This is a genomic window from Roseovarius sp. W115 (assembly GCF_032842945.2).
GTDB classification, from domain to species: domain Bacteria; phylum Pseudomonadota; class Alphaproteobacteria; order Rhodobacterales; family Rhodobacteraceae; genus Roseovarius; species Roseovarius rhodophyticola.
In genome coordinates, this window is sequence record NZ_CP146606.1 from 859,623 (window position 1) to 877,277 (window position 17,655).

Here is a 17,655-nt window from a genome sequence, read left to right on the forward strand (position 1 = left end):
AAGATTTTGAATCAATCCCGGCGAACAACCCTATTCACATGTCCCATCTTGCGGCCTGCCTTGACCTCGGCCTTGCCATAAAGGTGCACGGACACGTTGGGATCCTGTGCCAGTTCTGGCACCCTGTCCATGTCGTCCCCAATGAGGTTCTCCATCACCACATCAGCGTAGCGGCTGCCATCGCCCAACGGCCAGCCTGCCACCGCCCTTATATGTTGTTCGAACTGGTCCACGCTGCACCCCTGTTGGGTCCAGTGGCCGGAATTATGCACGCGCGGGGCGATCTCATTGACGATGAGGCCCTGAGGCGTGACGAAAAGCTCCACGCCCATGACGCCGACATAGTCGAGCGCGTTGAGGATTTGACCGGTGAGCAGGACCGCGTCGGTGCGCTGGGCCGCACTCAGGTTGGCAGGCAGGGTCGTGGTGCGCAGGATGCCGCCTTGGTGGACGTTTTCACCGGGGTCGAAACAGGCGACCTGCCCGTCCACACCGCGCGCGCCGATGACCGAGACTTCGTGGCTGAAATCGACAAAACCTTCGAGGATTGCGGGCGCGCCGGACATGTCGCTGAGAGCGGCGTCGGCATCCGAGGTCTGCATGATCCGCGCCTGCCCCTTGCCGTCATATCCAAAGCGGCGGGTTTTCAGGATGGCAGGCGCACCGATCGTGTCCAGTGCGGCCTTCAGGCTGGCGGCGTCGGGGATATCTGCGTAGGGCGCGGTTTTGAGGCCCAGATTGGTGAGAAAATCCTTTTCGGTCAGGCGATCCTGACTCACGCGCAGAGCCTCGCGGCCAGGGCGGATGGGTTTGAGGCCATCCAGCACATCCAGGGCGGATGTAGGGATGTTCTCAAACTCATAGGTGATGACATCTACCGCCTCGGCAAACTGGCGCAGGGCGTCCTCGTCTTCGTAGGGCTTCTGAAAGTGATAGTTCGACACATGGCTTGCCGGGCAATCGCCACCGGGCTCATAAATGCAGGTCTTGAACCCCAGACGGGAGGCCGCGACCGAGAGCATGCGGCCCAGTTGGCCGCCGCCCAGAATGCCAATAACCGCACCTTGGGGGAGCGGCTCAGTCATCTTGAGGGTCCTCTGGGATCGAGGCAGAGAGGGCCGCGCGCCAGTCATCGAGACGTTTGGCAAGCGCCGCATCGCTGGTGGCCAGAATACCCGCCGCCATCAGGCCTGCATTGGCCGCACCCGCCTCACCAATGGCCATGGTGGCCACGGGGAAGCCCTTGGGCATCTGCACAATGGAATAAAGACTATCGACACCCGAGAGTGCCTTGGTTTGTACGGGCACGCCTATCACAGGAACCCGCGTCTTTGAGGCCATCATCCCCGGCAAATGCGCAGCCCCGCCTGCCCCGGCGATGATCACTTTGAGACCTCGCTCCACGGCGGATTTCCCATAGTCCCAAAGCCGGTCTGGCGTACGATGCGCCGAGACAATCTTGGTCTCATAGGCCACGCCCAATTCATCAAGGATATCAGCAGCATGTTTCATAGTGGCCCAGTCGGATTGACTGCCCATGATGATGCCGACGTTGATCTCTGCCATTTCGCTTTCCCGCTGCTTCGGAGTGCGGCACTATAGCGATGCCGTAAAGTCAGACAAGATGAATTGGAGCCACGTGCATGGAAGAGCTTGAGACCTATACGCAAGCCAACAAAGACGCGTGGAACGCCTCGGCAGAGGCGCATCGGCACACCAAAGAGTGGCAGGAGATGATCGCCAGTATTGCCGCTCCGGACTTTTCGGTGCTTGACGACACGCTCACGCAGGTCCTCACCGAGATGGATATCATGGGGGCGCGTGCCGTGCAGGTTGGCTGCAACAATGGGCGCGAGCTTTTGTCTTTGCCGGTGTTCGGGGCCCAGGCGGTTTTGGGGATTGATCAGTCAGAGGCGTTCCTGGATCAGGCGCAGGAGTTGGCGGCACTGGCGGGGTCAGGCTGCACGTTTCTTAACGCAAATATTTATGACTTGCCCGATGACGTGCCCCGCGACTTTGATGTGGCGCTGGTTACAATTGGTGTGTTGGGATGGATGCCGGATTTGCCACGATTTTTTGAAGTTGTCGCCGGGCTTCTGACCACAGGGGGCAGGTTGGTGATATACGAGTCGCATCCCATTCTTGATATGTACGAGCCCGATGAGGCCGACCCGTTCACACCGGTGCGATCCTATTTCAACAAACGCCCGCAAAGCTGGTCAGAGACGATCACCTATGACGGGTCTGCCGGAGCGCCCGGCCCCGAAAGTTATTGGTTTACGCATACGATGGGAGAGATTGTCACCGGCTGTATTGCATCGGGTCTGCGCATCGCGCAGCTCACGGAATATGCCCATTGCAATCGCGAAGTGGATTTTGAGAAATACGAAGGCCGCACGGCGCAGCTGCCGTTGTGCTATGTTCTTGTGGCGGGAAAAACCTAGGCGGCGCGTTCAGGCAATGATGTCAGGTGTCAGCCGGTCTTCGATCCAGGTGATGCGGTCCTTGAGGCGGAGTTTTTGCTGTTTCAGGCGTTTGATGGTGAACCTGTCACCCGTGCCTTTGTCCTCAAGCGCCTTGATGGCTTCGTCCAAATCCCGGTGCTGGCGTTGGAACTCGGCTAGTTCCACGCGCAAAACCTCGTCTGATTTCATGGACAGATCGTCGTAGACGTTCATGTGTGCCCGATTCCTCTTTAAATCGAGATATTGAGGATAGCCCGTTTCACGCATTTCGCAAAGCTCTTGCACATTACACGTGTCATCCCCATATTTTTCAGGTCAGTCGCCGCAATGGGGCTGGCGCAGCCGGACTGTCGCTTTACTGGATAAGGACACGCCCATGACGAAGCTTACCCTGGGGTCGCACCCTTATATGCTTGGGTTTGAGCAGCTTGAGCAATTGCTGGAACGCAGCGCGAAATCCGGCAATGAAGGCTACCCTCCCTTCAATATCGAACAGACCTCGCAAACATCCTATCGCATTTCGCTGGCGGTCGCCGGATTTGCCGAGACTGACCTAGCGATCACGCTGGAGGATCGTCAGTTGGTCATTCGTGGCCGACAGCGCGACGACAGCGATGGACGCGTCTTTCTTCACCGTGGCATTGCCGCGCGCCAGTTTCAGCGCAGTTTCGTGCTCGCAGATGGCGTTGAGGTCGGGGACGCCATCATGGAAAACGGCCTGCTGCATGTGGATCTGACCCGTGCGCAGCCAGAGACCGTGGTACAAAAGATCAATATTAAGAAAGGGTAAGAGCATGGATACGCAATATGATTTCGGAGCCGAGACAGACCGGGCCATCGTCTATGTCCGCGAAGTTAAGGTGAATGAGCTTCCGCGCGAGCTACAGGAACAGGTTGGCGACCTTGAGACGCTGTACGCTGTGCATAGTTCCGAAGGGGAGCGCCTTGCCTTGGTCAAGGACCGTGCGATGGCCTTTGTGTTGGCCCGTCAAAATGATCTGGAGCCTGTGACGGTTCACTAAAAGGTTGTTTTTGAGGGGTCTCCCCTCAAACACCCCGGGGTATTTCCAACAAGAAAGAAGCCTGACCGGGCTGGTCAAGTGCGGGTTGCGCTGGCATAGCTTGCGGCGTTCCTGATTGCAAAGGCTCGTGCGCATGACCCGTATCATCTCGTCTCTTTCAGAGGTTTCTACCCCTTACAAAGCGCTTTTTGTGGATCTTTGGGGGTGCGTGCACAATGGTGTGACCGCGTTCCCCGAGGCTGTGGATGCGTTGCGCGCGTATCGCGCCGACGGCGGGACGGTGGTTTTGGTCACGAATTCACCCAAGCCTCGTGCAGGTGTCGAGGCGCAACTTGGGCAGTTCAACGTTCCGCGCGATTGCTGGGACACGATTGCGACTTCTGGCGATAGCGCGCGCTCTGCCATGGCGCGGGGGCCGTGGGGCACAAGGTCTGGTTCATGGGAGAATGGGCGCGCGATGAGGGATTTTTCCAGCCCATCAAGCTTATTGAAGATCCAGTTCGGGTTGATCTGGTTGATCTCAAAGAGGCCGAAGGGATTGTGTGCTGTGGACCGTTCGATCCGCTGGCCGATCCGGATGTGAACCGTGCTGATTTTCTCTATGCCAAGCAAAAAGGGCTCAAGCTTCTTTGTGCCAACCCCGACATTGTCGTGGATCGCGGTGAGGTGCGGGAATGGTGCGCGGGCGCTCTGGCGCGGCTCTACACCGAAATGGGGGTGAGAGTCTCTATTTTGGTAAGCCGCATCCGCCGATCTACGACCTTGCGCGGCGCAGGCTTGCTGAGATTGATCGACTTGTGGATGATGCGCATATATTGGCGATCGGGGATGGAGCGATCACGGATATTCGCGGAGCCATGGGGGAAGATATCGATTCGCTCTTTATTTCGGGCGGATTGGCCGCGGTTGAGACAAAAACCAAAATTGACCCGGAACCAGAGGCGCTAAACGCCTATTTGCAAAAAGAAAACATCTCTCCAAAATTCTCCATTGGACGGTTGCGGTAAGCAGAAAACACTTGATTTTCTGCGCCTGCAAAGTAATAAAGTTACAACTGTACACTTAAAGACGTAGCGATTATTACCCGCATAACCGTTTCTGGAGGATATCATGTTGGACAACATGCCCCGTGGCACGATCACAATTGAAGAAATTGAAATGGGCATGGTGCGCAGCCTTCAGAAGGTTGTGACCGACGAAGATATCCAGATGTTTGCTGAGGTCTCGACCGACTTTAACCCGGTGCATATGGACGATGACTATGCCCGCGATACGATCTTTGAGGGCCGTATTGCGCATGGCATGCTGACCGCGGGTCTGATTTCCGCGGTGATTGGCGAACAGCTTCCGGGGCATGGGACTGTCTACATGGGTCAGACTTTGAAGTTTCTGGCGCCTGTGCGACCCGGAGATATGGTCCTAGCCGAGGTCGAAGTGATCGACATCGACTATGCCAAACGACGTGTGCAACTGGCCACGCGGTGCCTGGTGGACGGCAAGAAAGTTTTGGTCGGCGAAGCAACGGTTTTGGCTCCCACCGGCAAGTTCGATTAAAGCGTTTCGCGATCAACCTGACGCGCAGAGTGTCGCGAAACGCAGAAAGACACTTAATCGCTGAACGCGTTTCGCCTTTTGCTGATGCCTCAGGTTAAACGCGAAACGTTTTAATTGCTGCGATACAGCACCGAAATTCTGCGTGCGCAAATCCACTAACCTATTGTGATTTCGACAATCATTTCGCTTCGGCGGAATCCTGCAAAGCGGTCTGCAGGCTGTCACATTCTCGTCTATACTTTTGGCTATGCTCGTCGCACAGTCTAGAACGTCTCGCAATCATCTGCGGGCCAGGTTGATCGCGTAACGCTTTAAGGGAGGAGATTGATCATGGATACCGTCCAGACCATTGAAGTTGCTCGTGCCCTGTTGAGTACACATGGAGGCCGGGCCGTGGCCGAAGCCGCGCGCAAAATGCGCGAAGCCAAAGCCGCTGGGCATATGCTGGATGCCGCGCATTGGGAGGCCATTCACAAGGCCATCGAAGAGCGCAGCGGGCTGAGCGTGCGCTACGCCTGACGATTGATTGGCGCAGGAAGGCCCTGCGCCGCAACTGAATTTGATCTCACTGAAGCGTTTCGCGTTTAACCTGAGACATCAGCGAAAAGCGAAACGCGTGCAACGATTGGGTGTCGCGCTGCGGTTCGCGATCATCTGTGACTCAGGTTTATCGCGAACCGCTTTAGAACTTACCGTTGTCATGCGGCATCTCGGACGGGATTTCCGAGACTGTGTCCCAATGTTCTACGATTTTACCGCCCTCAAGCCGGAAAAGATCGAAAAATGCTGTTGGCGTGTCCCCCATTGCACCTTCTGACGCGGTGAATACAAAATTGCCTTCGGCGACAACCAGATGGGTTTCATCGTAGCGCATCTCCATGCCTGCTTCTGCCATGGCCTGCAAAGCCGCGCCCAACCCATCAAGCCCATCGGCAACGTTTGGATTGTGCTGCAGATATCTATCGGTTGAGATGTAGTCGGTGATCTTCTCTGGCGCACCACCTTGCAGAACGTCAGCAACAAAAGCTTCCACGATGGCCTTGTTCGCCGCAGTCTTGTCCAGGTCAGTAATCTTGGTGATACCGTCCACCATGCTGCGGCCAGAAGGATTCGGTCCCCCCGGTACCTGCAGGTTGTCCCAATGCTCTGCGATCTTGCCATCCTCAACACGGAACACATCGAAGGCCACGAGGGTCTCAGCGCCAAACGCCTGTGCATTTTCGTAGGTGTTATGTAGAACAACCAAATCACCTTCTGAGATCACGCGATGGGTAGTTACAGTGATACCGCTTTCTTGCAGGGCCGGAATAAAACCTAGGATTGGGGCTGCGCCGGTCGGAACAGCAACGTTGTGCTGAATGTAGTCCGGCGCAAGGAGCTCTGCGGCGGCGTCGGCATCGAACTGGGTGAAAATGGCGGTCATTGCGTTCAAGACGATTTCTCTGGCTGACATAAGTTTTCCTTTCGACTCAGATTGCGTTCATGAGCGCGAATAGGTATCAAAACAATACCAAGTATCAATTACGCACTTTAAGGGAACCAGGTATGGTTGAGGTAACTGCTTTGACGAAAGAAGAGGCCGAACATTGCCCTGTGCGCAGTGTTTTGACCCGCGTGACCGGCAAGTGGCAGATGCTCATTCTTTTGGCGTTGGAGGAGGATGAACTGCGGTTTGGCGCGCTGAAGCGCAAGATCGGGGATGTCACGCAACGCATGTTGACCGAGAACCTTCGCACATTGGAGCGCGATGGTCATTTGACGCGAACTGTGCATGCCGGGCCGCCTCTGGCCGTGAGCTATGCATTGACGCCCCAAGGGCTTTCGCTGGTGGGTATTCTCAAACCTTTGGTGTTTTGGGCGGCGGAGCATTTCGATGCAATCGATGCCAGCCGGGTCAAGGTGGATGCGGCAAAAGCCTAGCGCTTGCACAGGGCTGCGCATCTCGTTACCCCTGCCTCATGCGCGTTATCCGTGACTATACCTATGTTGATCCAGCTGATCGTGGCGCGTCTGTCGCGATTGGTAATTTTGATGGTGTGCATATCGGCCATCAAACGGTCATTGATTTGGCGCGCCAAGCTGGTGGGCCACTTGGGATCATGACGTTTGAGCCGCATCCACGTGAATATTTCGCGCCAGATGCACCTCCCTTTCGACTGATGAGCCGCGAGGCGCGTGCCAATCGGTTGGAAAAGCTGGGGGTGGAACGGCTTTACGAGTTGAATTTCAACGCTGCTTTGGCAGGACTTACGCCGGATGAGTTTGCGCGCAATGTGATTTCTGAAGGCCTGGGATTGACCCATGTGGTGGTGGGCGCAGATTTTTGCTTCGGCAAAGGGCGCGCAGGCAATGCATCCGATCTGGAACGGTTCGGGGCAGAGATGGGCTTTGGTGTGACCATCGCCGCCTTGCTGGAAGGCGATAACGGACAGGTCTCTTCAACAGCCATTCGCACCGCACTGACCGAAGGCCGACCCCGCGACGCCGCTGCGATGCTGGGACACTGGCACCGCATTGATGGGCCCGTGGTGGGCGGAGAGCAACGCGGACGTAAGCTGGGTTATCCGACCGCGAACATGTCAATTGAGGGGCTTCATCCGCCGAAATTTGGCGTCTATGCCGTGTTGGTGGACGTGCTCGATGGCCCTCACAAGGGATATTATCAAGGTGCCGCCAGCCTTGGAGTACGGCCCATGTTCAATGGTGACGTGCCTAATATCGAAACCTATCTCTTTGATTTTTCCGGTGACCTCTACGGCGCCGAGCTTTCGGTCGCTTTGGTCGACTACCTGCGCCCGGAAGAGACCTTTGATGGGCTGGATGCCTTCATAGCGCAGATGGATGCCGATTGCGCCGAGGCGCGTAAGGTTCTGACCGCCCTATGACCGACCCCATCGACCGGTCCGGCCTGCGCCCGCGCTATTGGGAGACGACGCCGCTCAATCGGATGACAAGGGCCGAGTGGGAAGCGCTCTGTGATGGCTGTGGCAAATGTTGTCTCAACAAACTTGAGGATGAGGATAGCGGAGATGTCGCCCTCACGCGTGTGGCGTGTCGGCTTTTTGACGATGCGACCTGTCGGTGCGGGCAATATGACATCCGGCATCAGTTCGTGCCGGAATGCATCACATTGTCGGTCAAGAACATTGAGCGGAATCTCTACTGGCTGCCCGAGACCTGCGCCTACAAGCTATTGTGGAATGGAAAGCCGCTTTATGACTGGCATCCGCTGATCTCTGGCACACCGCAATCCGTGCATGACGCTGGCGTGTCGATGCAGAACCAGACAGTGGCAGAGTTTGATGTCGATGAAGACAACTGGGAAGACTATCTGATCGAGGAGCCCACCTGATGCGATTGGCGTCTGACAATACCGGACCGGCCTTGCCACAAGTGATGGACGCGCTTATGCGCGCCAATGAGGGGCATGTCTCTCCCTATGGCGAGGATGAGATTACCGAAACCGCGCGCGACAAAGTGCGCGAGGTTTTTGAAGCGCCTGAGGCAGCGGTGCAATTTGTAGCCACAGGCACGGCGGCGAATGCTCTTTCACTGGCCTGTTTCACACAGCCCTGGCAGACGATTTTTTGCACGCCACTGGCGCATATTCAGATCGATGAGTGCCACGCGCCAGAGTTTTACACGGGCGGGGCGCGGCTGACTCTGGTGGGTGAGAAAGACAAGATGACGCCCGCAGATCTGGAGGCCGCGATTGCCGCCTTGCCCAAAGGGGATGTGCATGCCTCGCAAGCCGGGCCTGTGTCACTGACCCAAGTGACCGAGCTGGGACAGCTTTACACACTGGAAGAGCTGCGCGCGCTGAGCGATGTGGCCCATGAGGCGGGGCTGAAAGTCCACCTAGACGGGGCGCGCTTTGCCAATGGATGTATAGCCTTGGGTTGCAGTGCCGCCGAGATGAGCCACAAGGCTGGCATCGACGCGGTGTCCTTTGGGGCCAGCAAGAACGGCTGTCTGGGCGTTGAGGCCGTGGTGATCTTTGATCCCGAAAAGAACTGGGAACTGGAACTGCGGCGCAAGCGCGGGGGACATTTGTTTTCAAAGAACCGGTATCTGGCGGCCCAAATGCTGGGATATCTCGAAAACAATGCCTGGCGAGAGGCGGCGACACAGGCCAATGCAAACGCGGCGCGTTTGGTCGCTGGTCTGCGCGATGTTGAGGGATGCGACTTCACCGCCGAGCCGCAAGCCAACATGATCTTTGCCCGCCTGCCCCGCGCCGTGCATCAGCGCCTACACGCGGGCGGCGCAATCTATGGCCTGTTTGAAGGGCCCCTGGAGACGGGCCACCCAGATGAGCCGCTTTTGATGCGGTGCGTGTGTGATTGGTCAATCACAGAGGCGCAAATCGATCAGTTCATCGCTTTGGCCAAGGGCTAAGTACCCGGCGGCGCTAAGGTTCGTGTAATCAACACACCCACTGTGGCGGCCGTTCCGGTCAGGACTGTGCCCCAGACAAGATCGGTCATCACCATGCGCCAGGTCCAGCCTTTGATCGTTGCCAGATTTGTAAACTCATAGGTCCCATAGGCCATCGCCCCCAAAAGCGCAGCCGATCCAAAAACCCAGATTAAAGAGTGCCCGTTCTGGAGCGCAGGCCAGCTTACAAACCACAGCAAAACGGCGATGTAAAAGGCGTAGAACACCAAAGCTGGACCAATCAATATGCTATCGCGCAGCACCGGGCCTACGTCTTTTTCAAAAACAGGCTTCACGATATAACTTAGACCGAAGTAATCCAGCCCAAGAAACACAATGAATGTGGCGCCATAGAGAATGGCCAGTGTCATAAAATGGCTCCTAAAGCTTGCCCGACAAGTGCAGATCAATGTCGTCAAGCCGGTCCTGGCCCCAAAAGTTCTGTCCGGTGTCGATGACATAAAAAGGCGAGCCGAAAACATTCGCCTTGACCGCATCTTCGAGGTTCTGCGCATAGGTTTCCGCGCCTGTGAGCAAACCGCTATCGGCAAGAGCCGGATCAAAGCCCGCCCTTTCAAGGCAATCCCGCACCACAGCGTCTTCTGCAATGTCGCGCTCTTCGGCCCAAACTGCTGTTAAAAAGAGCCGGCACAGCAGGCCAAGATCGCCACCGCCCGCATTCTGCGCCGCAATAATGGCGTAGGAAGATGGAGCGGCGTTTGTCGGCCAATGGGCCGGTTTGAGATTAAGTGGCATGCCAACTTTGCGCGCCTGACGCGGCAGTTCCTGGGCACGCCATTCCTGTCGGCTGATATGGCGGTCCTTTGGCGGCGTCCCTCCGGTGCGCGCAAAAAGCGCCAGAATGTCGAGCGGTTTGTAGGTGATTGTCGCATTGTGTTTTTCGGCCAATCTCTCCAACCGGTCACCTGCGAGGTAGGCATAGGGCGAGAGCGTGGCAAAATAGTAATCGATATGGGCCATTTTGGGCGATCCTTCCAAGGCATTGCTTTGCCTGACGGTAAGCCCGTGTTAAGCGGTGTCAACGTCATGATTCTGTCATGTCTGCTGCTTTTGCATGATGAACGGAGGGGTCCGCACATGCCACTTTCTCAAGAACCAAAGCTTATTTCCGGCAATGCCAATATGCCACTGGCGCAAGGCATCGCCAAGCGTATGTCAATGCACCGGGGCGTTGCCATGGAACTCGTGGATGCGCGGGTGGAGCGGTTTAACGACGGAGAGATCTTCGTCGAAGTTTTTGAGAATGTGCGCGGCGAGGATATGTTTATTATCCAGCCCACTTCGAACCCGGCCAATGACAATCTTATGGAGCTGCTTATCATGGCCGATGCGCTGCGGCGCTCTTCGGCCCGGCGCATCACGGCGGTGATCCCTTATTTCGGCTATGCCCGTCAGGACCGCCGCACCAAGGCGCGGACGCCTATTTCGGCCAAGCTGGTGGCCAATATGATCGTTGAGGCGGGCATTGAGCGGGTGCTGACGATGGATCTGCATGCTGCGCAAATTCAGGGTTTCTTCGATATTCCGGTGGACAACCTCTATGCCTCCCCGGTCTTTGCCCTCGATATCGTGACGCAGTTCCGCGAACAGATCAGCGATGTGATGATCGTCTCTCCCGATGTGGGCGGTGTGGCCCGCGCGCGAGAATTGGCCAAACGCATCAATGCGCCGCTCAGCATCGTAGACAAACGCCGCGAAAAGCCCGGTGAAGTCGCGGAAATGACTGTTATTGGGGATGTCAGCGGCAAGATCTGCGTGATCGTGGATGACATGTGCGACACGGCCGGGACGATGTGCAAGGCGGCGCAGGTGCTATTGGACAACGGTGCTAAGGAAGTGCATGCCTATACCACGCACGGCGTCCTGTCGGGACCTGCGGTCGAGCGGATCACCAACTCGGTTCTGAAGTCCATGGTGATCACGGACACGATTGCACCAACTGAGGCGGTCAAAAACACACCGAACATCCGCATTATTCGTACCGCCCCGGTCTTTGCGCAAGCGATCCTCAATATCTGGAACGGCACGTCTGTCTCTTCACTTTTTGAGACACCGACGCTAGAGCCGATCTATGAAGGGCAGTTCGGGACATGACCGGCGCGGTTGGGTATTTGAAACAAGAAAGAAGCCTGTGACGCTTTCTTTTTGCTAGAAATACCTCCGCCAGAGGCGAAAATCCTCAATAGAGTTCCCAGTCGTCTTCATGCGCGACGGGACCAATAGCCATCCACCTGATGCGTGCGCGAGCGACGCGGGTGTCGCCCCAGGTTCGAAACACGGCATCGAAGCCTTTTTCCGTGATTTTCTCGGCGCTTACGTCCGCGCGGGCATTGGTGGCGCTGTCCATGTCCCACATTGACAGACTCACCTGAACACTAGGCACATCCTTGAATGGCTTTTTGAATCGTACGGATTTGGCACGTTTGCGGGGCCCTTGGCCCGTCCACATATCGCCTCCGTCCTCATAATCCGAGAACAATGCATCATCGCCTTGTTCGATGCCAATTGTTTGATTCACAAGGTATTTCATTGGATCACACACACTAAACGCGATGTTCGTAATACGCCTTTGGGGCGAAATTGCGAAACAAAAAAGAAAAGGACCCGCGCAAACGGGCCCTTTTCGAACAAAAAACCGGTAAAAGATCAGTTGGCGCTTAGGCCGATTTCATCCCCCATAGCCACCATGTCAGCAAGCAACTTCGCTGCCTCATCCACTGGGCCAGGCTCATTGACATAGGTTTCCTGAGTCTTTGCCAGACGATCCGTGGCAGCGTCGACCATGGCCTTGAAGCCTTCCTGCGTCAGCTCATCACGTGGAACCGCTTGTTCCGCAAGGACGGAAATAGAGCTCGCGTTGATCTCGGCAAAGCCACCTGTGACGACATACTCGGCATCGCCCTTGGCGCTGGAGACTTTCAGAATGCCGGGGCGCAATGTCGTGATCAGCGGCGCGTGATCCGGCATGGCGGTCATGTCGCCTTCGGCACCGGGGATTTGCACCTCGGTGGCCTCGACCGACGCCAGAAGCCGCTCAGGGCTTACCAGATCGAATTGCAAAGTATCAGCCATTTGCTTTCTTCCTTTTGGGTGGAAGGTGGGTTGGAAACCCAGCCTACACCCGGACAACATTCGTAGGGTGGGGTTTCACCCCACCACAACATCAGGCCGCTTCGGCCGCCATCTTCTCGGCTTTGGCTTTCACCTCGTCGATGCCGCCCACCATGTAGAAGGCACCTTCTGGCAGGTGGTCATACTCGCCGGCCACAACCGCTTTGAACGAGCTGATCGTGTCTTCGAGTGGCACCTGAACACCGTCAGAGCCGGTGAAGACTTTCGCCACGTCGAACGGCTGGCTGAGGAAACGCTGGATTTTCCGGGCGCGGGCCACGGTCAGCTTGTCCTCTTCCGAGAGTTCGTCCATGCCGAGGATCGCGATGATGTCCTGCAGGGATTTGTAACGCTGCAGGATCCCCTGCACGTCACGCGCCACTTGGTAGTGCTCTTCACCCACAATCGCCGGGTCCATCAGACGAGACGTGGAGTCAAGCGGGTCCACCGCAGGATAGATGCCCAGCTCGGAGATCGCACGGCTGAGAACCGTTGTCGCGTCCAAGTGCGCAAAGGTCGTCGCAGGCGCAGGGTCGGTCAAGTCATCCGCAGGCACGTAGACGGCCTGAATGGACGTAATTGACCCCGCTTTCGTGGATGTAATCCGTTCCTGCATCGCGCCCATGTCGGTCGCCAGCGTTGGCTGGTAGCCCACCGCCGAGGGGATACGGCCGAGCAGAGCCGACACCTCGGAGCCCGCTTGCGTAAAGCGGAAAATGTTGTCCACGAAGAAGAGAACGTCTGTCCCGGACTGGTCACGGAACTGTTCTGCCAGTGTCAGACCGGTCAGCGCCACACGTGCGCGCGCTCCGGGAGGTTCGTTCATCTGGCCATAGACCAGGGCCACCTGAGATTCTTCCAGATTGTCGGGCTTGATCACGTTGGATTCGATCATCTCGTGGTAAAGGTCGTTGCCCTCGCGGGTCCGCTCACCCACGCCCGCGAACACGGAGAAGCCCGAGTGCACTTTGGCGATGTTGTTGATCAGTTCCATGATGAGGACGGTTTTGCCCACACCCGCACCGCCGAAGAGGCCGATTTTACCGCCCTTCGCGTAAGGGGCCAGAAGGTCCACAACCTTGATCCCGGTCACGAGGACCTCGGATTCGGTTGACTGTTCTTCAAATGTTGGGGCCGGTTGGTGAATGGCCCGGGTTTCCTTGGCTTTGAGCGGCTTGCCTTCGTCCACAGGCTCGCCCACCACGTTCAGGATCCGGCCCAGAGTGGCATTGCCCACGGGCACCATGATCGGGCCATCGGTGTCAGTCACTTCCTGACCGCGCACAAGACCTTCGGTGGCGTCCATCGCGATGCAGCGCACCGTGTTTTCACCAAGGTGCTGCGACACTTCCAAAACCAGTTTCTTACCGTTGTTCTCTGTATTCAGAGCGTTGAGAATTTCGGGCAGGTGATCGTCAAACTGAACGTCCACCACGGCGCCGATGACCTGGGTCACTTTGCCTTTTGCGTTTGCCATGTTTCGTCTCCGGTTCGTTTAGAGCGCTTCCGCGCCCGAAATAATTTCGATCAGTTCGTTGGTGATCACGGCCTGGCGTGAGCGGTTGAACTGAATGGTCAGTTTGTCGATCATCTCGCCTGCGTTGCGCGTGGCGTTGTCCATCGCAGACATCCGCGCGCCTTGCTCGGACGCACCATTTTCCAGCAGACCGCTGAAAATGGCTGTGGCCACACCACGAGGCAGAAGCTCGCGCAGAATGGCCTCTTCGTCAGGCTCAAAGTCGTAGAAAGCGCCATCGTCCTCAGCGCCCTCTTCGGCAGAGAAATCCGCCGGGATGACCTGATGCATTGTTGGGATTTGCGTCACGACGTTCTGGAACTTCGAGTAGAAGATCTTGGCGACGTCAAACTCACCCGCATCAAAGCGGTCCAAGAGGTTCTGCGCGATGGTCTGTGCATCCGCATAGCCCACATTGCGCACAGCGGTCAGATCGACATGGTCAATGAACTTATCAGCCAGATCGCGTTTGATCGCATCCCGGCCCTTCTTGCCCACAGTAATCACTTTGACCGTCTTGCCCTCAGCCAGAAGCTTTTCGGCTTCCTGACGGGCCATCCGGGCAATGTTGCCGTTGAAACCACCACACAGACCGCGCTCGGCGGTCATGACAACAAGCAGATGCACTTTGTCATCGCCTGTGCCGCGCAGCAGCTTTGGCGCGCTTTCGCTGTCACCCACGGATGCGGCAAGCTTGCCCATCACATGGTTAAACCGCTCTGTGTAGGGGCGCGACATCTCTGCCGCCTCCTGCGCGCGCCGCAGTTTTGCGGCGGCCACCATTTGCATGGCCTTGGTGATCTTGCGGGTCGATTTGACCGACTCGATCCTTGTTTTAAGGTCTTTAAGACTTGGCACTGCCTCGTCCCCCTTATGCAAAGTCAGCGGCGAACTCGTCCAGCGCGGCCTTGATCTTGTCCTCTGCGTCACCCTTAATTTTGGGGTCTTCATTGGTGATCATGTCGAGCAAGCCCTGGTGCTTGGAGCGCAGGTGATTGAGAACACCCGCCTCAAAACGACCCACCTGATTGACCTCAATCTTATCGAGGTAGCCATTCACACCGGCGTAGATCATGCAGACGATCTCAGCGTTGGTCAGAGGCGAGTATTGCGGCTGCTTCATCAGCTCTGTGAGACGCGCGCCCCGGTTCAGAAGCTGCTGTGTTGCCGCATCAAGGTCGGAACCGAACTGCGCAAAGGCCGCCATCTCACGATACTGCGCAAGGGAAAGTTTCACCGGACCGGCAACCGATTTCATCGCGTTGGTTTGCGCCGATGATCCCACACGAGACACCGACAGACCGGTATTCACGGCGGGGCGGATGCCCTGGTAGAAGAGTTCCGTTTCAAGGAAGATCTGTCCATCTGTGATCGAGATCACGTTAGTCGGAATAAAGGCCGACACGTCGCCGCCTTGGGTTTCAATGATCGGCAGAGCCGTCAGGGAGCCCGCGCCGTTGTCTTCGTTCAGCTTGGCCGAACGTTCCAGCAGACGGGAGTGCAGGTAGAAAACGTCACCAGGATAGGCTTCACGACCGGGTGGACGACGCAGAAGCAGCGACATCTGGCGATACGCCACAGCCTGCTTGGACAGGTCATCATACACGATCAGAGCATGACGGCCATTGTCGCGGAAATGCTCAGCCATCGCTGTGGCGGAGTATGGCGCAAGGAACTGCATCGGGGCCGGGTCGGACGCAGTCGCGGCCACAACGATGGAGTATTCCATCGCGCCAGCTTCTTCGAGTTTCTTTACCAGCTGTGCCACGGTGGAGCGTTTCTGGCCCACAGCAACGTAGACGCAATAGAGCTTCTTGCCCTCGTCGTCGCCTGCAGCGTCATTGTAGACCTTCTGGTTCAGCATGGCGTCGAGAGCGACGGCTGTTTTACCAGTTTGGCGGTCGCCAATGATCAGCTCCCGCTGGCCACGGCCAATTGGGATCATCGCGTCAACGGATTTCAGGCCGGTTGCCATTGGCTCATGCACAGATTTCCGTGGGATGATGCCGGGGGCCTTGCTGTCTGCAATGCCGCGTTTCTTTGTTTTGATCGGGCCCTTGCCGTCAAGCGGGTTGCCAAGGCCGTCCACAACGCGGCCCAGAAGTTCGTCACCGATTGGCACGTCCACGATGGACTTGGTGCGTTTGACAGTGTCCCCTTCTTTAATGTCGCGGTCAGAGCCGAAGATCACAACACCGACATTGTCTGTTTCCAGGTTGAGCGCCATGCCCATGATGTTGCCTGGGAACTCGACAAGCTCACCGGCTTGCACGTTATCAAGGCCATGGACACGGGCAATCCCGTCACCAACCGACAGCACGCGGCCTACTTCGGCGACTTCGGCTTCTTGACCGAAATTCTTGATCTGGTCCTTTAGGATCGCAGAAATCTCTGCAGCTTGGATACCCATTTATCCGACCTCTTTCATTGCATTCTGGAGGGAGTTCAGGCGCGAGGCGATCGACGTGTCGATCATTTTCGAGCCCACCTTAACGACAAGACCGCCAATGAGGCTTTCATCGACGGTCGCATTGATTTTCACGTCCTTGCCCACGGTCTTTTTCAACGACGCGGCAAGTTTCTTGGATTGAGCAGCGCTGAGCGCAACGGCGCTGGTCACATCTGCTGTTACTTCGCCTTTGTCTTCGGCGATGCGATCCGCGAGTTGGCGCACAAGTTGCGGCAATACAAAGAGACGGCGCTTGGAGGCCATAAGGGCCAACCCGTTCTTGAGTTCAGCAACAAGGCCCATCTTATCCGCAATAGCCTGAATTGCGGCACCCTGATCGGCCCGGCCCAGCACGGGGCTGGAGATCAGATCGCGCAAATCAGCGCTTTCATTCAAAGCAGCGGTCAGATCGGTCAGGTTGGTTTCGAGCTTGGCCAGTGATTTGGCATCCTTGGAGAGCTCGAAAATGGCGGTGGCATAGCGTTCGGCAATGCCGGAGGAGATCGAAGCTGGTTCGGACACGTCCACCCTTCCGAAGTTTTGGCCCCGGCTTAAGCTAAAGACGGCTAACTTGGCAGTCTCCCCGGGGGCGTTTTTGTTGATGTAACTGGCAAAACACCCAAATTCGGCTGCGGTGTAACAGAGCCTTTGGTCCCTCGCAAGACAGTTGAGGCGTTACGCTCTCCTTTGAATTTTATTATTTATCAGTGACTTAAATGAGATGCGACCGAATGCGCAAATTTAGTGCACGAAAAATACACATGTTTTCTCAGTATTTTGCGATTCCTTACCGTATGGATCGAGCTGCTACGAGAATTCACACCTATTGTGGCACCCCCGAACCGGCTCGGCGGTGTTACCGCTATCGCAGCTGGACCAATAATTGAGGAAACAGGAATTGTACCCGCAGCTTCGGCGTCATAACAGAACCAAATGAAGAATGTCACCGACTCTGGCAAGGCGGCACTGCCGCGATGGGCGCTGATGCTCACCGTGCTGTTCGCGGCATTGATCCTCTGGGGAACATTGAAGCCACCAGGGTCGGGCGAAGGGTCGTTTCCGCTCATTGATAAACAGGCG

The 17,655-nt window shown here is 56.7% G+C and carries 22 protein-coding genes and 1 pseudogene; 11 read left to right on the forward strand and 12 right to left on the reverse strand.

The window, feature by feature from the left end; genetic code table 11:
- Positions 1-11 precede the first annotated feature (11 nt).
- Both RZS32_RS04365 and purE read right to left on the reverse strand, forming a co-directional pair.
- Positions 12-1,085: a 5-(carboxyamino)imidazole ribonucleotide synthase gene (locus RZS32_RS04365; protein WP_317055808.1), complete on the reverse strand. Its 1,074-nt coding sequence runs from the start codon at positions 1,083-1,085 to the stop codon at positions 12-14.
- Positions 1,078-1,566 carry a 5-(carboxyamino)imidazole ribonucleotide mutase gene (purE, locus tag RZS32_RS04370; RefSeq protein ID WP_317055809.1) on the reverse strand — a complete coding sequence of 163 codons (489 nt, stop codon included), beginning with the start codon at positions 1,564-1,566 and terminating at the stop codon, positions 1,078-1,080. Before purE ends, RZS32_RS04365 begins: the two co-directional genes overlap by 8 nt.
- Before the next feature lie 77 nt (positions 1,567-1,643).
- On the opposite strand from purE, the gene RZS32_RS04375 reads away from it, so the two are divergent.
- Positions 1,644-2,444 carry a class I SAM-dependent methyltransferase gene (locus RZS32_RS04375; RefSeq protein WP_317055810.1) on the forward strand — a complete coding sequence of 267 codons (801 nt, stop codon included), beginning with the start codon at positions 1,644-1,646 and terminating at the stop codon, positions 2,442-2,444.
- Positions 2,445-2,453: 9 nt separating this feature from the next.
- On the opposite strand, the gene RZS32_RS04380 is transcribed toward RZS32_RS04375, so the two are convergent.
- Complete coding sequence (locus RZS32_RS04380) at positions 2,454-2,678, reverse strand: YdcH family protein (RefSeq protein WP_317055811.1); 225 nt, start codon at positions 2,676-2,678, stop codon at positions 2,454-2,456.
- Positions 2,679-2,841: 163 nt separating this feature from the next.
- Here RZS32_RS04380 and RZS32_RS04385 point away from each other — a divergent pair, with 163 nt between their 5' ends.
- The 5 genes and pseudogenes from RZS32_RS04385 to RZS32_RS04405 all read left to right on the forward strand — a co-directional run bounded on the left by RZS32_RS04385 (position 2,842) and on the right by RZS32_RS04405 (position 5,560).
- Positions 2,842-3,255: an Hsp20 family protein gene (locus tag RZS32_RS04385; RefSeq protein WP_317055812.1), complete on the forward strand. Its 414-nt coding sequence runs from the start codon at positions 2,842-2,844 to the stop codon at positions 3,253-3,255.
- 4 nt (positions 3,256-3,259) lie between these two features.
- Complete coding sequence (locus RZS32_RS04390; protein ID WP_317055813.1) at positions 3,260-3,487, forward strand: DUF1150 family protein; 228 nt, start codon at positions 3,260-3,262, stop codon at positions 3,485-3,487.
- 133 nt (positions 3,488-3,620) lie between these two features.
- A pseudogene (locus tag RZS32_RS04395) lies at positions 3,621-4,494 on the forward strand (TIGR01459 family HAD-type hydrolase).
- A 103-nt stretch (positions 4,495-4,597) separates the two neighbouring features.
- Positions 4,598-5,041, forward strand: coding sequence for a MaoC family dehydratase (locus RZS32_RS04400; RefSeq protein WP_317055815.1), 444 nt, complete (start codon positions 4,598-4,600; stop codon positions 5,039-5,041).
- Between the two features lie 330 nt (positions 5,042-5,371).
- Positions 5,372-5,560: a hypothetical protein gene (locus RZS32_RS04405; protein ID WP_317055816.1), complete on the forward strand. Its 189-nt coding sequence runs from the start codon at positions 5,372-5,374 to the stop codon at positions 5,558-5,560.
- Positions 5,561-5,723: 163 nt separating this feature from the next.
- On the opposite strand, the gene RZS32_RS04410 is transcribed toward RZS32_RS04405, so the two are convergent.
- The gene (locus RZS32_RS04410; RefSeq protein ID WP_317055817.1) at positions 5,724-6,494 is read right to left on the reverse strand and encodes a nuclear transport factor 2 family protein; all 771 of its coding nucleotides are present in this window, start codon (positions 6,492-6,494) and stop codon (positions 5,724-5,726) included.
- Positions 6,495-6,586: 92 nt separating this feature from the next.
- Between RZS32_RS04410 and RZS32_RS04415 the strand changes: the two genes are divergently transcribed.
- From RZS32_RS04415 to RZS32_RS04430, 4 genes are read left to right on the forward strand one after another with little or no spacing between them, the layout of a single operon-like run.
- The gene (locus tag RZS32_RS04415; protein WP_317055818.1) at positions 6,587-6,961 is read left to right on the forward strand and encodes a winged helix-turn-helix transcriptional regulator; all 375 of its coding nucleotides are present in this window, start codon (positions 6,587-6,589) and stop codon (positions 6,959-6,961) included.
- Positions 6,962-6,999: 38 nt separating this feature from the next.
- The gene (locus tag RZS32_RS04420; protein WP_317055819.1) at positions 7,000-7,926 is read left to right on the forward strand and encodes a bifunctional riboflavin kinase/FAD synthetase; all 927 of its coding nucleotides are present in this window, start codon (positions 7,000-7,002) and stop codon (positions 7,924-7,926) included.
- On the forward strand, positions 7,923-8,393 hold the full coding sequence (locus tag RZS32_RS04425) for a YcgN family cysteine cluster protein (protein WP_317055820.1): 471 nt from the start codon (positions 7,923-7,925) through the stop codon (positions 8,391-8,393). Before RZS32_RS04420 ends, RZS32_RS04425 begins: the two co-directional genes overlap by 4 nt.
- Complete coding sequence (locus RZS32_RS04430; protein WP_317055821.1) at positions 8,393-9,439, forward strand: threonine aldolase family protein; 1,047 nt, start codon at positions 8,393-8,395, stop codon at positions 9,437-9,439. The genes RZS32_RS04425 and RZS32_RS04430 overlap by 1 nt, the downstream gene beginning before the upstream one ends.
- On the opposite strand, the gene RZS32_RS04435 is transcribed toward RZS32_RS04430, so the two are convergent.
- Both RZS32_RS04435 and RZS32_RS04440 read right to left on the reverse strand, forming a co-directional pair.
- A complete protein-coding gene (locus tag RZS32_RS04435; RefSeq protein ID WP_317055822.1) occupies positions 9,436-9,849 on the reverse strand; it encodes a DUF2177 family protein in 414 nt (137 codons plus the stop codon). The two genes, RZS32_RS04430 and RZS32_RS04435, sit on opposite strands and share 4 nt — an antisense overlap.
- A 10-nt stretch (positions 9,850-9,859) precedes the next feature.
- A complete protein-coding gene (locus RZS32_RS04440; RefSeq protein ID WP_317055823.1) occupies positions 9,860-10,459 on the reverse strand; it encodes a 2-hydroxychromene-2-carboxylate isomerase in 600 nt (199 codons plus the stop codon).
- Between the two features lie 117 nt (positions 10,460-10,576).
- On the opposite strand from RZS32_RS04440, the gene RZS32_RS04445 reads away from it, so the two are divergent.
- Positions 10,577-11,593 (forward strand): ribose-phosphate pyrophosphokinase, encoded by a 1,017-nt coding sequence (locus RZS32_RS04445; RefSeq protein WP_317055824.1) that lies wholly within the window; start codon positions 10,577-10,579, stop codon positions 11,591-11,593.
- A gap of 85 nt (positions 11,594-11,678) precedes the next feature.
- Here RZS32_RS04445 and RZS32_RS04450 read toward each other — a convergent pair whose 3' ends face one another.
- The 6 genes from RZS32_RS04450 to RZS32_RS04475 all read right to left on the reverse strand — a co-directional run bounded on the left by RZS32_RS04450 (position 11,679) and on the right by RZS32_RS04475 (position 17,103).
- Positions 11,679-12,029, reverse strand: coding sequence for an H-type lectin domain-containing protein (locus RZS32_RS04450; RefSeq protein WP_317055825.1), 351 nt, complete (start codon positions 12,027-12,029; stop codon positions 11,679-11,681).
- Between the two features lie 116 nt (positions 12,030-12,145).
- A complete protein-coding gene (locus tag RZS32_RS04455; protein WP_317055826.1) occupies positions 12,146-12,571 on the reverse strand; it encodes a F0F1 ATP synthase subunit epsilon in 426 nt (141 codons plus the stop codon).
- Positions 12,572-12,662: 91 nt separating this feature from the next.
- A complete protein-coding gene (gene atpD, locus RZS32_RS04460) occupies positions 12,663-14,087 on the reverse strand; it encodes a F0F1 ATP synthase subunit beta (RefSeq protein ID WP_317055827.1) in 1,425 nt (474 codons plus the stop codon).
- A gap of 18 nt (positions 14,088-14,105) precedes the next feature.
- Entirely contained in the window at positions 14,106-14,984 is an 879-nt protein-coding gene (locus RZS32_RS04465) for a F0F1 ATP synthase subunit gamma (RefSeq protein WP_317055828.1), read from the reverse strand.
- Between the two features lie 13 nt (positions 14,985-14,997).
- The gene (atpA, locus tag RZS32_RS04470; RefSeq protein ID WP_317055829.1) at positions 14,998-16,536 is read right to left on the reverse strand and encodes a F0F1 ATP synthase subunit alpha; all 1,539 of its coding nucleotides are present in this window, start codon (positions 16,534-16,536) and stop codon (positions 14,998-15,000) included.
- Entirely contained in the window at positions 16,537-17,103 is a 567-nt protein-coding gene (locus RZS32_RS04475) for a F0F1 ATP synthase subunit delta (protein ID WP_317055830.1), read from the reverse strand.
- Positions 17,104-17,655 lie beyond the last annotated feature (552 nt).

Excerpts from the sequence above, each read along its gene's own strand:
- atpA (WP_317055829.1), bottom strand. The coding sequence starts at position 16,536 with ATGGGTATCCAAGCTGCAGAGATTTCTGCGATCCTAAAGGACCAGATC.
- RZS32_RS04400 (WP_317055815.1), top strand. The coding sequence starts at position 4,598 with ATGTTGGACAACATGCCCCGTGGCACGATCACAATTGAAGAAATTGAA.
- RZS32_RS04420 (WP_317055819.1), top strand. The coding sequence starts at position 7,000 with ATGCGCGTTATCCGTGACTATACCTATGTTGATCCAGCTGATCGTGGC.
- RZS32_RS04445 (WP_317055824.1), top strand. The coding sequence starts at position 10,577 with ATGCCACTTTCTCAAGAACCAAAGCTTATTTCCGGCAATGCCAATATG.
- RZS32_RS04425 (WP_317055820.1), top strand. The coding sequence starts at position 7,923 with ATGACCGACCCCATCGACCGGTCCGGCCTGCGCCCGCGCTATTGGGAG.
- RZS32_RS04455 (WP_317055826.1), bottom strand. The coding sequence starts at position 12,571 with ATGGCTGATACTTTGCAATTCGATCTGGTAAGCCCTGAGCGGCTTCTG.
- RZS32_RS04405 (WP_317055816.1), top strand. The coding sequence starts at position 5,372 with ATGGATACCGTCCAGACCATTGAAGTTGCTCGTGCCCTGTTGAGTACA.
- RZS32_RS04435 (WP_317055822.1), bottom strand. The coding sequence starts at position 9,849 with ATGACACTGGCCATTCTCTATGGCGCCACATTCATTGTGTTTCTTGGG.
- RZS32_RS04450 (WP_317055825.1), bottom strand. The coding sequence starts at position 12,029 with ATGAAATACCTTGTGAATCAAACAATTGGCATCGAACAAGGCGATGAT.
- RZS32_RS04390 (WP_317055813.1), top strand. The coding sequence starts at position 3,260 with ATGGATACGCAATATGATTTCGGAGCCGAGACAGACCGGGCCATCGTC.
- atpD (WP_317055827.1), bottom strand. The coding sequence starts at position 14,087 with ATGGCAAACGCAAAAGGCAAAGTGACCCAGGTCATCGGCGCCGTGGTG.
- RZS32_RS04410 (WP_317055817.1), bottom strand. The coding sequence starts at position 6,494 with ATGTCAGCCAGAGAAATCGTCTTGAACGCAATGACCGCCATTTTCACC.
- RZS32_RS04365 (WP_317055808.1), bottom strand. The coding sequence starts at position 1,085 with ATGACTGAGCCGCTCCCCCAAGGTGCGGTTATTGGCATTCTGGGCGGC.
- RZS32_RS04380 (WP_317055811.1), bottom strand. The coding sequence starts at position 2,678 with ATGAACGTCTACGACGATCTGTCCATGAAATCAGACGAGGTTTTGCGC.
- RZS32_RS04375 (WP_317055810.1), top strand. The coding sequence starts at position 1,644 with ATGGAAGAGCTTGAGACCTATACGCAAGCCAACAAAGACGCGTGGAAC.
- RZS32_RS04415 (WP_317055818.1), top strand. The coding sequence starts at position 6,587 with ATGGTTGAGGTAACTGCTTTGACGAAAGAAGAGGCCGAACATTGCCCT.
- purE (WP_317055809.1), bottom strand. The coding sequence starts at position 1,566 with ATGGCAGAGATCAACGTCGGCATCATCATGGGCAGTCAATCCGACTGG.
- RZS32_RS04385 (WP_317055812.1), top strand. The coding sequence starts at position 2,842 with ATGACGAAGCTTACCCTGGGGTCGCACCCTTATATGCTTGGGTTTGAG.
- RZS32_RS04440 (WP_317055823.1), bottom strand. The coding sequence starts at position 10,459 with ATGGCCCATATCGATTACTATTTTGCCACGCTCTCGCCCTATGCCTAC.
- RZS32_RS04430 (WP_317055821.1), top strand. The coding sequence starts at position 8,393 with ATGCGATTGGCGTCTGACAATACCGGACCGGCCTTGCCACAAGTGATG.